The organism is Actinophytocola sp. (genome assembly GCF_036378875.1).
Taxonomy (GTDB): Bacteria; Actinomycetota; Actinomycetes; order Mycobacteriales; family Pseudonocardiaceae; genus Actinophytocola.
In genome coordinates this window covers 1-15,887 of the sequence record NZ_DASUVO010000068.1, presented here as the reverse complement: position 1 = coordinate 15,887, position 15,887 = coordinate 1, and the positions used below count along the sequence as shown (strand labels likewise).

The window sequence follows — 15,887 nt, the reverse complement described above, 5'->3', positions numbered from 1 at the left end:
CCAGTACGCGATGAGGCCGATGGCATAAACGTCGACGCGGGGGAGCAGCGCGGGATCGAGATCGCGGCGCAGCGCGACCTCGGGCGCGAGGTACGCCGGCGTCCCGGAGTACGTCGCCCCTCCAGGCCAGGTATTCGAGATCTTCTTCGCGAGCCCCAGATCTGCGACCACCGCGCGCAGCGGATGACCGACCAGGATGTTGCTCGGCTTGATGTCGCGGTGGACGATACCCGCGGCGTGGGCCGCGACCAGCGCGGACGCCACCTGCGCACCGATCCGCGCCGCTTCGGGGGGTGGGATCGTGCCCTGTTCCGAGAGCACCGTCGCGAGGCTCTTGGACGGCAGGTACTCCATGATCAACCACGGGTCGTCGTCGTGTTCCGCGACGTCGTAGACCGTGATGGCGTTGGGATGCGTCAGACGTGCCGCGATCCGCCCTTCCCGCATGCATCTTCGCCGCGCCTCCTCGGCCTGCGCGGCGGACAGACCCGGCTGCAACAGCAACTGCTTCACGGCCACCGTGCGGTGCAGGCGCTCGTCGTGTGCCTGCCACACGATGCCCATCGCACCACTGCCGATCTGCCGGCCCAGCCGGTAGCGCCCAGCGACAAGCGCCCCTTCTGCCGTCATGCCATGGCCCCCGGTGCCCTCACCTTGGCTGCCCAGCCTGGGCGGTCGTCGTGCTGGTCGGTCCCGTCGTGGTCGTCGGTGTCGCCGACGTGGTCGTTGGCGTCGCCGACGTGGTCGTTGGCGTCGCCGACGTCGTCGTGGGCTTGTTGCTGGTGGTCGTTGGCTTTTCGGAGGTCTCCGGCTCCTCGGACGTCTCCTCCGTGGTGGTCTGCGTCGTCGTGGTGGTCGTCGTGAGCTGGCTCGTCGTGGTGTTGTCCAGCGGCTGCTGGGTGTTCTCCGAAGGCGGCTGCGTGCCCTTGTTCGACAGCAGGAACGCCACTGTCGCGAGCACGGCCACCAGCGCGAGGCCGGCGCCCACCAGGATCGGTGCCTTCGACTTGCGGGGTGGCGGGGGCGGAGGACTCTTGCGCGCCGGCCGCACGGCCCTGGTCCGGTCGTCGGCGCCGACCATCTGCGTGGCCTGGTCGTAGTCGTCGTAGTCCGCGTCGTAGTCGGCGATCAGCGCGGTGCGCCGGGTGCCGGGACCGCCGACGGGCAGCGGCACGTCCGGCGTCTCGCCCATGGCGACCGCGTGCAGGAGGTCCCGCGTCCGCGAGGTCGTCGGCCGCTGGTCCGGGTCGGCGGCCAGCATCGCGATCAGGACGTCGGTGAGCGGCCCGGACTGCTGCGGCGGGTTGATCCGGCCGGCGGCCACCGCGTGCAGCAGCTGCAGCGTGTTGTCCGTCAACCCGAACGGCGGCTCGCCCTCGACCGCGGCGTACAGCGTCGAGCCGAGCGAGAACACGTCCGAGGCCGGTGAGGGCTCCTGGCCGGTCGCCGACTCGGGCGCCAGGTAGGCGGGGGTGCCGGCGATCATGCCGGTCTTGGTGACCGTGACGTCGTCGGCGGCCCGCGAGATGCCGAAGTCGGTGATCTTCACGGTGCCGTCGTCGCCGAGCAGGATGTTGCCCGGCTTGATGTCCCGGTGCACGATCCCGGCCGCGTGCGCGGCCGCCAGAGCCGCAGCGGACTGGGCGCCGATCCGCGCCACCTCACGCGGCGAGAGCGGCCCGCGCTCGGCCATCACCATGGCCAGGCTCTTGGACGGCAGGTACTCCATGATCAGGCACGGCGCGCCGTCCTCGTCGACCACGTCGAACACGGAGATCGCGTTCGGGTGCTGCAGACGGGCGGCGATGCGACCCTCACGCATGCATCTGGCGACGGCCTCGGCCTGCTCCTCCGCCGGCAAGCCGGGCTGAAGAAGCAGCCGTTTCACGGCTACGGTGCGATTGAGCCGCTCGTCGTGAGCCGTCCACACCACGCCCATCGCGCCGGTGCCGATGCGGTGGACAAGGCGGTAGCGGCCGGCGACCAGGCGACCTCCATCGGTCATCGCGCCGAGTCCCCCTCTACCTGCAAAGGATCGGTGTACATGCCGACTCCAGGAGTAATCGGGAACGGCGGGCTGGCCCCACGTGCGTCAACCCGCACCAGGCTAGGCGTTCACGCTACGCGCACGAACAGGGACCACATCGTGCCCGCGTCAGCCTCGCTTGGTATGCGGGTCCGTAAGCAGGAGTACCGCAGGTTACCGGTTCAGTTGCGTTGGGCTGACAGCAGATGTACCCCGACGATGCGCCGGGGACTCTCCGCGACGGTGAGCAATTGCTCGATCCGGAGCTGGCCGCCGTCGTCGAGACGCATCCGCACGGTCGCGAGCACCCCGTCCACGCGCTCGACCACGTCGACCGAGTCGATCGCGGTGACCGTGGCCCAGGACTTCATGAACTCCGGGAGGCTGGTGTCCAGCAGGTCCGGGGAGAGCATGCTGAAGGCCGTGACCGGCGAACCCGGCAGGTTCTCGTAGAACTCGCGGACCAGGTCGAGGGCGCTGGCGGGAGCGGTTGTCACCGCACCGCCGCTCGCCGACGTGCCACCGGTGTCGGTGGCGGCCGGGGTCGCGGCCGCCAGCGGGGTCGCCGGGTCGGTCTCCGGTCTCGCCGCCCCGGCGGGCGCGTTGGCCGGCGTGTTCGGCGCGAGCTTGGGCACCGGCGCGGTCGGGAGGGTCTGGTCCAGCTTGTCGGGCAGCAGCGCCTGTCCGCCGGTGATCTGCACGGACGGCCGGATCAGCGGATGTGCGGAATCGCGGCGCTGGTCGGCCACCATCGACGAGATCGTGACCGCGCCGCACAGCACCACGCCGGCGACTCCGATGGTCGCCAGCTTGGCGAGATGGGCGCCCTTGGTCTGGTCGCGGCGGTGTGTCGCCGTGGCGACGACCGGGATCGTGTCGGTGATGTCCGTGTCGGTGTCCTGGTCGCCGGCCCGGTCCGGCGCCGAGCTGTCGGTGCAGCGCGCTGGTGACGGCTGTTTCCTGAGCAGCTCCGTGACTGTGACCGAGCCGGCGCGAAGGTGCCGCCGTCCGGTCGTCAGACGGTCCACTGTGTGATGGCCTCCGTGCGTAGCGTTAGGGGCCACTCATACCCCGCTCGCCGCTCCCGCGGTAGCCAATCTGAATGGATCACCCGAACGGTGCGCGCGACCACGGGCACTTCACTCGAACGGAGTATGACGTAGATCACTTTGTAATCATCTCGCTGGTGATCTTCGGGTCGCCGCCCCAGGTGAAGCTCAGCTGACGTCGTTCCACGCTCTCCGTGCCGTCCTGTCTGATGACCTTGACGGTGGACGTGGTGGTGCCGTGGTTGCGGTCGATGGTGATGTCCTGCACCTCGACCCACCGGACACCCGCGTACCGCGCCGCGATGTCGTCGGCGCCCTCGCGGCCCAGCCCGGCGGTCATGGCGTGTGCGGCCGCCGAGTCCAGGGTGACCAGCGCGAAGTACTGCTCGGTCCGGTCGCCCATGGCCTGCGGGTCCGTCGGCGTCAGCGGCAACGGCCCGACGACCCTGCGGGTCGGTGTCTTCGGCGTGGTGGACATCGTGTCCTGGCCGAGTGTGTCGTCAGCCGACTGCCTGTCGCTGACGATGACGGCCTCCCGCGCCTCCTCCGGTGGCGGCGCGACGTCCGCGGGGACCGCCTCCGGCGCCACGGCCCGGCTGCTGGGCGTGGTGGGCGTCGGCGGCCGCGAGGAGTCCGTGGGGGCCTTCTCGGTGGGCGGTTCGGCCAGGATCAGCCGCCCGGTCGGATAGGCCGGCAGGGCGTCGATGAGCGTGCTGTCGGGCACGGGCCGGCCCATGAGCTCCACGGCGGCGATGGTGAGCCCGAGTACGACGGCCGCCGAGGTGCCCACGGCGAACCAGGCCGCCCGACGCCAGCTGCGCGGCGGCGTGACCGAGGCGGGCACGTTGCCGAGGTCGAACTTCCGCAGGCCCGTGGCGGGTGCCTCCGGCAGAGGGTGATCGGCCCCGTCGACGGGCACGGTGTCGAGCACCATGACACCGGAGACGGTCCGCCGAGCCGGTCGCTCACCCGGCCAGCCGGGTCTCTGCTCGGGAATTCCGGGGAGCGCCGGGTCCGTCCGCTGTACGGGCCTGCCGTCCCAGGCCACCCGGGCCGCCGGGATGTCCAGCTCCTCGACCGGCCACGCGGGTCGCTGGGTTAACACCTCACTCACCAGCCAGGCAGGTGCGGTGTCCGCCGGGCGTACCTCGGGCCTCCACGCCGCGCCGGTCACGTGGTGCCGGTGCCGCCCATGACGTTGTTCCTGGCCGTGCCAGCTCGCGCTGTTCGTCATGACGATGTGGCTGCCCTCCCTTCGACTCGTGAGCGGGTGCGACTTACTTGGTGTCCACGACCTGGAAGCACTCCGCCAGCCGGCCGTCGCCGAGACCGAAGCGGGCCGCGGTGTCGGCGTGGTACTGGCGCAGGTTGTTCTCGACGGCCTCGACCGCGCCCGGCTGCGACAGGTGGCAGCCCAGCGCGGCGATCTTCTTGTCGAACGTGTCGGTGATGTCGACTGCCTTGTTGCGCAGCCGGTCGGGTCCGTCGGCCAGCCATAACTCACGGACGGACCACGGCTCGAGTCCCTCCTGCTCGAGCAGCGACCGGTGCGCGTACGGGTTGCGTGCGTCCGGGTAGACCGCGGCGAACGCGGCCTCGCCGACCGCGCGGTGGTCCGGGTGCGTGGTGGGCACGAAGTCCCAGTTGATCTCCGGCGACCACGTGAGCACGCGGTCGGGCCGCACGCGGCGGATCACCCGCGTGATGTCGCGGCGCAGCTCCAGCGATGGCGTGACGGCGCCGTCGGGGTAGCCCAGAAAGGTGACGTCCTGAACGCCGACGATTTCGGCCGCGGCCCGCTGCTCTGCCTCCCGCACCCCGGCCATCCCCGGCGAGCCGTCACCACTCGCCTCGCCGGACGTGCAGACGCAGTAGGACACCTCGATGCCGGCGGCGGTCCACGCCGCCACCGTGCCGGCGGCGCCGAAGTCGACGTCGTCGGGGTGTGCCGTGACCACCAGGGCTGACCGAACGGTACTCACCCACGTCAGCGTAGGTGGTTGCCCACGGTGGGTGAGGCTGGGTGCGTATGCCCGGACGTGGCACCTCATCGTGTGATCAGCACACACGCCCCGCGATGGATCAGCCTCCGGTGCGGTACTTCTCCTGCGTGGACTGGATAGCCTTCACCGCCGTGCCACCCGAGCCGGCCGCGAGCAGGATCGCCAGCACGTCGGCGAAGTTGCCGCCGCTGGTGAGCAGCAGCGAGAGCAGGGCGCCAGCCGTCGTGACGCCCGCGATCGCCCAGCGGCTGCGCACGTACTGGACGACCGGTGAGCCGCCGGCCCGCTTGGTGGCCGCCGAGTTGAGCATCGCGAGGTACCCGGCGTGCCCGAGCGCGGCCAGCAGCGCGACGATGGCAACGAGGACGGCGATGAGACTGAGCATGTCTCCAGTGTGCCCGTCTTCACGGCTCCCTGGATCGGTGGAAACCCTGAGATTGCCGAACGGTTACCGGCCGAGCTTGCCCCGTCCGAGCTCCAGCAGTGCCATGGCGATCTTGCGACCTTCCGGGCCGAGGTCGCGGTAGCGGGCCAGCACGTCCATCTCACGGTTGACGACGATCCGGGGGCCACCGGCGGCCATCCGGGCCGCACCGACCTGCTGCGAGACCTCCGCCCTGCGTTTCACCAGCCGGAGGATCTCGGCGTCCAGCCAGTCGATCTCCTTGCGCAGCTCGGCGATCTCGGTGTCGGAGGTCTTCTCTTCGTTCGCGGTGGGGGGCATGTCGTGTTCCTCGCTCACGTCTGCGGAGTTCCCCTGGCCCCGTGCGAAAAGCCCCGGGTCTCGAGGACTCCGGGGCTTCGTTGGTCTCTGTGCGCTAGGCGACCACGGGAGCCGGAGTCCGGATCCCGTAAAAAAACTCGAAGTGGCGGTCGCGCACGTCGCCGATTCTGACACTGATCGACAGAACATGTCCACTCACGGCTTGCCGCGCTCCTCGCTGTCGGTGCCTGCCGGTAACGTGGTCCTACAATGAGCACTCTGTTCGAATTGCCGTCCCAGACGCCCGCACCGCCCCGCCGCAAGTCCGGGGCGGGGCTGCTCGACGGCCTCAACGACCAGCAGCGTCGCGCGGTGCAGCACGCGGGTACCCCGCTCCTCGTGGTCGCCGGTGCCGGCTCCGGCAAGACGCGGGTGTTGACCAGGCGCATCGCGTACCTGCTTGCGGAACGGGACGTGCATCCCGGCCAGATCATGGCGATCACGTTCACCAACAAGGCCGCCGCCGAGATGCGGGAGCGTGTGGTCGAGCTGGTGGGCCGCCGCGCCAACGCCATGTGGGTGTCGACGTTCCACTCGATGTGCGTTCGGGTGATGCGCCGCGAGGCCACCACGCTGGGGATGAAGTCGAGCTTCTCGGTGTACGACGCGGACGACACCCGTCGGCTGATCACGCTGGTGTCGCGCGACCTGGACATCGACCCGAAGCGGTACACCGCGCGCGGGCTCGCGGCGGCCATCTCGAACCTCAAGAACGAGCTGGTCGGCCCGTTGGAGGCGAAGGACAAGGCGGCCAACGACTTCGAGCGCCGCGCGGCCGAGGTGTACGTCGAGTACCAGCGACGGCTGGAGCTCGCGAACGCGTTCGACTTCGACGACCTGATCATGCGCACGGTCGAGCTGCTGCAGAACTTCCCGGACGTCGCGGAGTACTACCGCCGCCGCTTCCGGCACGTGCTGGTCGACGAGTACCAGGACACCAACCACGCCCAGTACACGCTCGTCCGCGAACTTGTCGGAACGGGTGAAAGTGGTACCGAACCGGGTGAACTGTGCGTCGTGGGCGACGCCGATCAGTCGATCTACGCGTTCCGTGGTGCGACCATCCGCAACATCGTGGAGTTCGAGCGGGACTACCCGCAGGCCACCACGATCATGCTGGAGCAGAACTACCGCTCCACGCAGATGATCCTGTCCGCGGCCAACGCGGTGATCTCCCGCAACCCCAACCGGCGGGACAAGCGGTTGTGGACCGCGCTCGGCGACGGCGAGAAGATCGTCGGCTACGTCGGCGACAACGACCACGACGAGGCCGCGTTCGTCGCCGGCGAGATCGACAAGCTGATGGACGCCGGTGAGGTGCGCTACAGCGACATCGCCGTCTTCTACCGGACCAACAACCAGTCCCGCGTGTTCGAGGAGATCTTCGTCCGCATGGGCCTGCCGTACCGGGTGGTCGGCGGCGTCCGGTTCTACGAGCGGCGCGAGGTACGTGACGCTCTCGCCTACCTGCGGGTGCTCGCCAACCCGGAGGACGCGGTCAGCCTCCGCCGGATCCTCAACGTGCCCAAGCGTGGCATCGGCGACCGGGCCGAGGCGTGCGTGTCCACCTACGCCGAGCGCGAACGGATCTCGTTCGACGCCGCGCTGCGGGACGCGGTCGAGGACAAGGTGCCGATGCTGAACCCCCGGTCCCGCAACGCGATCGCCGGTTTCGTCGAGCTGATGGACGACCTGCGCGGGCTGGTCACCGACGGGCACGAGGTCGCCGAGATCCTCGAGTCGGTGCTGGAGCGCACGGGCTACCGCGCGGAGCTGGAGGCGTCCGACGACCCGCAGGACGCGACGCGGGTGGAGAACCTGACCGAGCTGGTGACGGTGGCCCGCGAGTTCGCCCACGAGCCGCCGCCCGCCGCCGACGACGCCGCGGCCGAGGAGGGCCTGGTCGAGCCGGGTTCGCTCGCCGCGTTCCTGGAGCGGGTGTCGCTGGTGGCGGACGCGGACCAGATCCCGGACGAGGACGCCGAGGAAGCCACCGGTGTGGTCACGCTGATGACGCTGCACACCGCCAAGGGCCTGGAGTACCCGGTCGTGTTCTGCACCGGCTGGGAGGACGGCGTGTTCCCGCACATGCGGGCGCTCAGCGACCCGACGGAGCTGGCGGAGGAACGGCGGCTGGCCTACGTGGGCATCACGCGGGCGCAGAGGCGGCTGTACCTGTCACGGGCGATCGTGCGGTCGGCGTGGGGCCAGCCGGTGACCAACCCGCCGTCCCGCTTCCTGGACGAGATCCCGGCCGACCTGATCGACTGGCGGCGGGTCCAGCCCGTCCGGTCCGCCCCGAGCGCCCCGACGACGAGTTGGGGCCGCCGTACGGCCGCGAGCACGTCCACGTCCCCGTTCGGCCCCGCGAAGGGCTGGAGGGACACCCCGGCGCTGTCGCTGGACATCGGCGACCGCGTCACCCACGACAAGTACGGCCTTGGCACCGTGGTCGCCACCGACGGTGTCGGCCCCCGCGCCACCGCCACGATCGATTTCGGCACCGCGGGCACGATCCGGCTCATGCTGATCGGCAGCGTGCCCCTCCAGAAGCTCTAGTCACCCCTTTCGGGTGAATCCCACCCCCACAATCGAACACACCCCCGAAACTGTCAGACCCCTCCTGTTGACTCCTCCCCATCGGGACCACTCAGGTCCCGCGGAGGGACAGGGGGTCCCAGATGTGGACGAGGTCTTGTACGGGGTGTTCGCCGAGAACGTCCGCAGATACCTGGACGGCATCGACGACGGGCCGCATCAGCCGGAGGAGCTACGGCGGCTGGTTGCCGCGTGGAGAGCCCTGCTCGACCTGCACCACCCGGCAGGCCGCAGAGGCAGATGCGTGGGCTGTGCGGAGTCCAGGCGCCATCGAAGGGCGATGTGCAACGTGTGGCGCGTGGCCAACGCGTTCTTCATCCGCGGCGCGGGCTGACGCGTCCGTAGGACGCCACGTTTCGACGTGGCGCCCACCAGGTACCCGTCAGGTGTGGATCACGTCAGAAGGCGACACCGTGCTGGATGAGCCAGGGCTTCGGGTCGATCTTCTTGCTGCCGTCGATCCACACCTCGAAGTGGAGGTGCGTCCCGGTGGAGTAGCCGCGGTTGCCCATGCGCGCGATCTGCTCGCCGGCCTTGACCCGCTGACCTTCGCGGACGGAGTAGTCGTTGACGTGGCCATACACGGTGACGGTGCCGTCGTCGTGCTGGACGCGAACCCAGAGACCGAAACCGCTGGCAGGCCCGGCCTCGATCACGATGCCATCAGCGGCGGAGAGGATCGGCGTGTTCATGCGGTTGGCGATGTCGAGCCCGTAGTGGGTGGTTCCCCACCGGGCACCGAAGCCGGAGGTGAGGCTTCCGCTCGCGGGCATCACGTACTTGGGCCGCTCGGCCTCGGCCTTGGCCGCGGCGGCAGCCGCCGCCCTGGCCTGCACGATGTTGTTCGTGGAGGCGATCTGCTGAGCCTCAGCGGGTGCGGCGGACACCTTGGCCACCGTCAGGACCTCTGGCGCGGCGGCGGAGGCGGCGGAGGTGCTGCCACCGACACCGATCGCAGCGGAGGCGGTCTTGCTGTCGGCGAGCGGAGCGATGTCGTCCGAGGGGGACGACCCAGCCTTGAGCGTCTGACCAGCCGTAGCCGCAGCGAACGCACCAAGTGCGACAGCGGCAACCACCACGCGACCGCGAACAGCTGAGGAGGGTGGAGCCACCCTGTGCTGCGCCATTCGAATCCGCGCCGTGCTGTTACGAGCACTCAACGCTTCTTCGAGAGCGTCGCACTCCCATGTTTCGCCGCTGGGGGAGCGGTGTCGAGCCAAGGCCTGCCCTTCCGTCTTCCGGGGAGTCCCGACACGACATGCGCCTAGCTCGTTGGGGCCGAGCTGTCGGCGTGAGCACCGGGCGGGGGATCCCGGCTGAACGGAAACCTGGCGGTTGCCGTCCTGCCCAATTCGTGACCGGACCGTGACAACGGACCGGGGGACGATAACGAAGTGACACCGCTCAGGGCAACTTCCGTAAACCAACTCGGCCGAACGAGTGGCGAGCGAGCACGCCACAGCCAGCGACAATGACCCAAAGTGAGACGAAGATGCCCATGAGAATGTGACCTACGTTACTTAATTCCGGACCGCAACAAGCGTCACGCACCCCCCAACCACCCTCCGCGCAAAGGAGTCACCAACACCCAAACCCCCCAAAACGCAACACCTAACCCCGGACCAGCCCCCGGCCACCCAGGGCTCCGTCAAGGTCTTGTTTGCTCGAGCGTGCGAGCAGGGTTGTGCCGCCCGGAGGGTGGCTGATGCCCCGAGGGTGCCCTTTGAGGACGCTGAACGTCCCGTGGGTGCACTTCAGGGCACCCGGGAACCGGCCTTGGGCGAGGGCGGGGTGGTGAAGGGAGGACGGCCTCACACTGGGCGTGAGGACGGACGCCTTCCTCGCACGACCACCGGCTCGAACCGCCCGCGAAACGGGCTTCGCCCACCCCGGACATGCGGTGAGAACAACCGGCGGCTGTGGGGTGAGCGTCCCAAGGGGAACCCTCGGGGACAGCGCCGCCTCCAAGGGCTGAACGAGTGTCACGTCCAGCGCGAACCCAGCTTTGACGGAACCCTGCCGGCCACCTCCCAGGGCCAATCCCACCCGACGGCAGCAACCGGCCGCGGGCAAGCTCCACCAACCCACCTGGATCCCCAGCCCATTCCAGACGAAACACCAAGCCAACCATCCGGGCTCTGACAGCAAAGGCCGCAGCTGCGCTGACCGGGACTCCGGCGGCTCAGGTTGCGGTCAGTCGGCTCTGCTGCGCGGGCTGGCTGGGGCTGCACTGGCTGGGCTGGGTTGGGTGAGTTGCGCTGACCGGGGCTGCGGCGGCTGAGGTTGCGGTGCCTCGGCTCTGCTGCGTGGGCTGGACTGGCAGGGGTGGGCTGGCTGGGCTGGCTGGGGCTGGGCTGGGCTGGGTGAGCTGGGCTGGCTGGGGCTGGGGTGGGTGAGTTGCGCTGGCTGGGGCGGCGGCTGAGGCTGCGGTGCCTCGGCTCTGCTGCGGGCTGCACCGGCTCGACTGGGCTGGGTGGGGCTGGGCTGGGTGAGCCGCGCTGACTGGGGCTGCGTTGTGGGCGGGCTGCGCTGGCTGGCCATGGTGGTGCACTCCGTCGGCGGACTGCGCTGGCGGGACTCCCCTCGCGGGGTTCCCACTGACGAGAACTCCCGATGCCCGCGACTGGCCGTTGGCGAGGTCGGAAGCAGCGGGTTGCGGATGCCCGTTCTCAGCTGGCCCCAGCTCCGCTGGCTGCGCACTACTGGCCAGCCTCCACTGACCGCGCTCCGCTGGGCTGCTGGCTGCTTTGGGTGGGTTCCCGCTGGTGGTTGGGCCGCGCGGAAGGTGCTTCGCGAGCGCCTGCGGCTGGTTGTTGGCGAGGCTGGACCGCAGCGCGTTGTGTGCGCTTGAGCGCAGCCGTGCCTCAGGTCTGCTGGCCGGGCTCCGCAGGTGGGCTCCCGCTGGTGGCTGGGCTGCGCTGAAGGTGCGCCGCCCGTGTCTGGCCGTGGGCGAGGCTGAAGCTCAGCGGGTTGCGCGTGCTCCGCGCCCGGTCAGCCTCCACTGACCGGGCTCTGCTGGGCTGTGTTGGCTGCTTTGGGTGGGTTCCCGCTGGTGGTCGGGCTGCGCTGAATGTGCGTCGCCAGCGCCTGCGGCTGGTTGTTGGCGAGGCTGAAGCGCGGCGGGTTGTGTGCGTCTGCGGCCAGCCGGCCTCAGGTCTGCTGGCCGGGCTCCGCAGGTGGGCCCGCTCGGGCTGGACTCCGTTGAAGGTGCTCCGCCCGTGTCTGGCCGTGGGCGAGGCTGAAGCTCAGCGGGTTGCGCGTGCTCCGCGCCCAGGCCAGCCTCAGCACCCTGGTCGCCGGGCAGGAGCAGGCGGCCGAGCAGCGCCCAGCGACGCCATGGGGCTGCCCAAGGGTGTCCCCGGGGGCGTTGAACGTCCCGGGGAGGCATCCGGCGGCACGGCGCACCCGGTGGCGGCAATCCAATACGGACCCACATTCGAGCAGGTCAAACTGTGCGCGCAGGGGTGAATCGGCAGCCGTGGCATGTGCGGGGGTCTCGACCTTGCTAGCGTTCCTCTCAATGACTGCGCGGACTAGATCGACGCTTGGTCCGTCGGATGGCCGGCGGCGTGGCACACCCGACCAGAAGCCAGCCAAGGAGCCAGACAGAAAGCCAAGCGCGATTGGCCGCCTCGGGCTGGGAGCGGCTCCTGCCCGGCTGAGGATCGCGCTCCTTCTGTCCATAGCCGGTGCGGCACTGATCGTCGTGGGTGTTCGGCAGGGGCTTGTGGTCGATGAGCCGTTGCCGGCCTTCGGCAGTGGGCCGTTGCTGCTCATCCTTGCCATCGCGCCGGCGGTGTTCGCCGTCGGCGCCGTGTTGTTCGGGCAGGCGCCCACGGCGGCCGGGGTGCTCATCGGCGCGGCGTTGCTTTCACCGGGGCTGGCGCTCGTCGACGCGCAGTTCATCAGTGATGCGCTGGAGGCGTCGCGGCCCGAGTTGATGGTGCCGCCCTCGTTGGCGGCGGTCACCCCAGCCAGCGGCGCCTACATCCTGCTCGCGGGGCACCTCGTCACGGCGTTGGCGGGGCTCCTGGCCGTGGGCCGGGCCGGCGCGGACCCCGACTCCGACTACTTCGCCGCGCTCGATGCCACCGCCTCGGCGACCGGGCGGCGGCGGGCCGTCGGATGGGCCTTGGCCGCCGGGGCGCTCAGCGTCGTGGGGTTGTTGCTGCCGCCCTTCCGTTCCGACAACGCCTTCATCGTCGCGCGCGATCTGATCGCCAGTCCGTCGTTGGTGATGTACGGCGGGCTGCTCATCGCGCTCACCGTGCTGATGGGCGGGGTCGCGGCCGCCGCCGATCCTCGGCCGCCGATGGCTCGGGGCATCGCGATCGGGTTGTTCCTCGCGCTCGCGTGGCTGGTGGTGCCGCAGCTCGCCGCGATCGCGGCCGTCGACTGGCTGCACTTCGAGCGGGGCGCCCCGCTGCTCGCGCTCCTGCCGGTCGGGTTGCTCGCGGTCGTGTTGTTCTTCAGCGGGTCGGACACGGCCGAACAGAAAGAGATCACGCTCGACGCCAGCCCGCTGCACGTCGTCACCGGCGTGCTCGGCGTGCTGACCGGCGCCGCGACGCTGTTCGGGGCCTTCGGAGCACTCCTGGTCGTCAACACCGGCGGTGACCAGCCCGAGAGCTACGCCAACCGCCAGCTGCTGCCCGCCGGCATCCTGATCATCCTGCTGGGCGCCGGTCTGTTCACGCGCTGGGCAGGCGCGGTGCGGCCGGCGTTCGTGATCGCGTTGGGCGCGGTCGCCGTCGTCGGGCTCGCCTCGCTCGACGCCGCCTTCACCGGGACCGCCGCCAACAGCCTGTCGCTCGGCATGCCGGTAGCCGTCACGGACTACCGGGTCGGCGCCGCTGCCTGGTTCGTCGTCGCCGCGCTCGTGCTCGCCGGGGCCGCCGCCGTGGTCGCCGTGGTCGCGGGTGGGGCCGAACGGGACGACGTCGACCTCAGCCGGCGCGTGTTCCACACCCGGTACGCGGTGCCGGCCGGTGGCGCCGTGCTGTTCGCCATCGGTGCGTTCGCCTCTCCGATGATCAAGGCGCCCGGCTTCACCGCACCGGGCATCTTCACCGAGTTTCGCCTCACATCCTGGGGACTGCTGATCGGGCTCGTGGTCGTGGTGGCCGCCGCCGTCATCGCCGCGCTAGCCCGGCCCGCCCGGGCCGCAGCGCTGCTACTCGGCGCGGCGATCGTGGCCGGCGTTCACCTGCTGGAGTTCCCCATGACCAGCGACCGCGCCGCGGACGCACAGCCGGGGACCGGCACCTGGTTGTCCCTGGCCTGCCTCGTGGCGCTCCTCGTCGCGTCGGTGGCCGCCGCCACCGATCCCAGCCGGCACGAAGAGGCCGAGTGAGCGGAGCTTGCGGAGCGAACCATCGATGTTCAGGACGCCACCGAGCCCGCGGAGGGCGCCCGGTGGAGCGGAGCCTGCGGAGCGTTCCGGCGCCACGCAGCGGGTGAGGCGGCGTAGTGAGGGACCTCACGGACGCCGCTTGTCGTCCATAACGTGCAGGTCGCTAGGGTCTTCTGCGTGCCGAATCCCCACCGAGTCGAGCCGTAGATACAGGAGACCGTCGTAGTGGATCTGTACGAGTACCAGGCGAAGGACCTCTTCGGGGCCCACGGGGTCCCGGTGCTGCCGGGGGACGTCGCCGACACTCCGGACGAGGCCAGCCGGATCGCGGCCGACCTAGGGCAGCGCGTCGTGGTCAAGGCGCAGGTGAAGACCGGTGGCCGCGGCAAGGCGGGCGGCGTCAAGCTCGCCGACGACCCCGCCGACGCGAAGACCAAGGCCGAGGCGATCCTGGGGCTGGACATCAAGGGCCACCTCGTCCGCCGAGTGCTGGTCGCCCCCGCCTCTGACATCGCGGAGGAGTACTACTTCTCCTTCCTGCTGGACCGCGCGAACCGCACCTTCCTCGCCATGGCGTCCGCCGAGGGTGGCATGGAGATCGAGCAGCTGGCCGTCGAGCGGCCCGATGCGCTCGCCAAGGTGCCGGTCAACCCCCTCGAGGGCGTCGACCTGGCCAAGGCGAAGGAGATCCTCACCGCGGGCAACTTCCCCGAGCCGATCGTCGACCAGGCCGCAGAGGTCGTGGTCAAGCTGTGGGAGACGTTCGTCAGCGAGGACGCCACGCTGGTCGAGGTGAACCCGCTGGTCCGCGACCCGCAGGACAAGATCATCGCGTTGGACGGCAAGGTCACGCTGGACGAGAACGCCGCGTTCCGGCACCCGGCCCACGCCGACCTCGTCGACATCGCCGCCGAGGACCCGCTGGAGGCCGCGGCCAAGGCCAAGGACCTCAACTACGTCAAGCTCGACGGCCAGGTCGGCATCATCGGCAACGGCGCCGGCCTCGTCATGTCGACGCTCGACGTCGTCGCCTACGCCGGTGAGGAGTTCGGCGGCATGAAGCCCGCCAACTTCCTCGACATCGGCGGCGGCGCGTCCGCCGAGGTCATGGCCAACGGCCTGGAGATCATCCTCGGCGACCGTGACGTCAAGTCGGTGTTCGTGAACGTGTTCGGCGGCATCACCGCGTGTGACGCGGTCGCCAACGGCATCGTCCAGGCCTTCCAGCTGCTGGAGTCGCGGAACGAGCCGGTGTCGAAGCCGGTCGTGGTGCGCCTGGACGGCAACAACGCCGAGGAGGGCCGCCGCATCCTCACGGAGGCCGGGCTGCCCGGCCTCGAGCAGGTCGACACCATGGACAACGCGGCGCGCAAGGCCGCCGAACTCGCCTCGAAGGGGGCCTGAGATGGCTATCTTCCTCAACGAGGACAGCAAGATCATTGTCCAGGGTATGACGGGCGCGGAGGGCACCAAGCACACCCGCCGCATGCTCGCCTCCGGCAGCAACGTCGTCGGTGGCGTCAACGCGCGCAAGGCCGGCCAGAAGGCCGACTTCTCCGACGTCAGGGACGGCCTGACCCTGCCGGTGTTCGGCTCGGTCAGCGAGGCCATGGCGGAGACGGGCGCGGACGTGTCGGTCCTGTTCGTGCCGCCGAAGTTCGCGAAGGACGCGGTCGTCGAGGCCATCGACGCCGGCATCGGTCTGGCCGTGGTGATCACCGAGGGCATTCCGGTGCACGACACCGCGAGCTTCTGGGCGCACGCGGTCGCCACCGGCAACAAGACCCGGATCATCGGTCCGAACTGCCCCGGTGTGATCAGCCCCGGCAAGTCCAACGCGGGCATCATCCCGGCGGACATCACCGGGGCGGGCCGGATCGGTCTGGTGTCGAAGTCCGGCACGCTGACCTACCAGATGATGTACGAGCTGAGCGACATCGGTTTCTCGACGGCGGTGGGCATTGGTGGTGACCCGATCATCGGTACCACGCACATCGACGCGTTGGCGGCGTTCGAGGCCGACCCGCAGACCGAGCTGATCGTGATGATCGGTGAGATCGGTGGCGACGCCGAGGAGCGGGCCGCGGCCTACATC

At 70.0% G+C, this 15,887-nt stretch carries 13 protein-coding genes; 5 read left to right on the top strand and 8 right to left on the bottom strand.

What is annotated here, in order from left to right:
* The 7 genes from VF106_RS19475 to VF106_RS19445 all read right to left on the bottom strand — a co-directional run.
* Positions 1-630: serine/threonine-protein kinase (locus VF106_RS19475; RefSeq protein ID WP_330841178.1), on the bottom strand; the 630-nt coding region annotated here is incomplete at its 3' end.
* 19 nt (positions 631-649) lie between these two features.
* Positions 650-2,005: a serine/threonine-protein kinase gene (locus tag VF106_RS19470; RefSeq protein ID WP_330841177.1), complete on the bottom strand. Its 1,356-nt coding sequence runs from the start codon at positions 2,003-2,005 to the stop codon at positions 650-652.
* A gap of 203 nt (positions 2,006-2,208) precedes the next feature.
* Positions 2,209-3,054, bottom strand: a complete 846-nt coding sequence (locus tag VF106_RS19465; RefSeq protein ID WP_330841176.1) for a hypothetical protein — start codon at positions 3,052-3,054, stop codon at positions 2,209-2,211.
* 136 nt (positions 3,055-3,190) lie between these two features.
* Entirely contained in the window at positions 3,191-4,309 is a 1,119-nt protein-coding gene (locus tag VF106_RS19460) for a hypothetical protein (RefSeq protein WP_330841175.1), read from the bottom strand.
* A gap of 43 nt (positions 4,310-4,352) precedes the next feature.
* The gene (locus tag VF106_RS19455; RefSeq protein WP_330841174.1) at positions 4,353-5,057 is read right to left on the bottom strand and encodes a PIG-L deacetylase family protein; all 705 of its coding nucleotides are present in this window, start codon (positions 5,055-5,057) and stop codon (positions 4,353-4,355) included.
* Between the two features lie 100 nt (positions 5,058-5,157).
* Complete coding sequence (locus tag VF106_RS19450) at positions 5,158-5,463, bottom strand: hypothetical protein (protein WP_330841173.1); 306 nt, start codon at positions 5,461-5,463, stop codon at positions 5,158-5,160.
* Positions 5,464-5,526: 63 nt separating this feature from the next.
* The gene (locus tag VF106_RS19445) at positions 5,527-5,802 is read right to left on the bottom strand and encodes a chorismate mutase (protein ID WP_330841172.1); all 276 of its coding nucleotides are present in this window, start codon (positions 5,800-5,802) and stop codon (positions 5,527-5,529) included.
* Positions 5,803-6,051: 249 nt separating this feature from the next.
* On the opposite strand from VF106_RS19445, the gene pcrA reads away from it, so the two are divergent.
* Together pcrA and VF106_RS19435 are read left to right on the top strand one after the other, a co-directional pair.
* Positions 6,052-8,400, top strand: coding sequence for a DNA helicase PcrA (pcrA, locus tag VF106_RS19440; RefSeq protein ID WP_330841171.1), 2,349 nt, complete (start codon positions 6,052-6,054; stop codon positions 8,398-8,400).
* A gap of 124 nt (positions 8,401-8,524) precedes the next feature.
* A complete protein-coding gene (locus tag VF106_RS19435; RefSeq protein ID WP_330841170.1) occupies positions 8,525-8,773 on the top strand; it encodes a hypothetical protein in 249 nt (82 codons plus the stop codon).
* A gap of 64 nt (positions 8,774-8,837) precedes the next feature.
* On the opposite strand, the gene VF106_RS19430 is transcribed toward VF106_RS19435, so the two are convergent.
* A complete protein-coding gene (locus tag VF106_RS19430) occupies positions 8,838-9,518 on the bottom strand; it encodes a M23 family metallopeptidase (protein ID WP_414639026.1) in 681 nt (226 codons plus the stop codon).
* A 2,627-nt stretch (positions 9,519-12,145) separates the two neighbouring features.
* On the opposite strand from VF106_RS19430, the gene VF106_RS19425 reads away from it, so the two are divergent.
* The 3 genes from VF106_RS19425 to sucD all read left to right on the top strand — a co-directional run.
* Complete coding sequence (locus tag VF106_RS19425; protein ID WP_330841168.1) at positions 12,146-13,792, top strand: hypothetical protein; 1,647 nt, start codon at positions 12,146-12,148, stop codon at positions 13,790-13,792.
* Between the two features lie 225 nt (positions 13,793-14,017).
* Positions 14,018-15,196: an ADP-forming succinate--CoA ligase subunit beta gene (gene sucC, locus VF106_RS19420; protein ID WP_330841167.1), complete on the top strand. Its 1,179-nt coding sequence runs from the start codon at positions 14,018-14,020 to the stop codon at positions 15,194-15,196.
* Between the two features lies 1 nt (position 15,197).
* The coding region (gene sucD, locus VF106_RS19415) for a succinate--CoA ligase subunit alpha (protein WP_330841166.1) at positions 15,198-15,887 on the top strand (690 nt) is incomplete at its 3' end.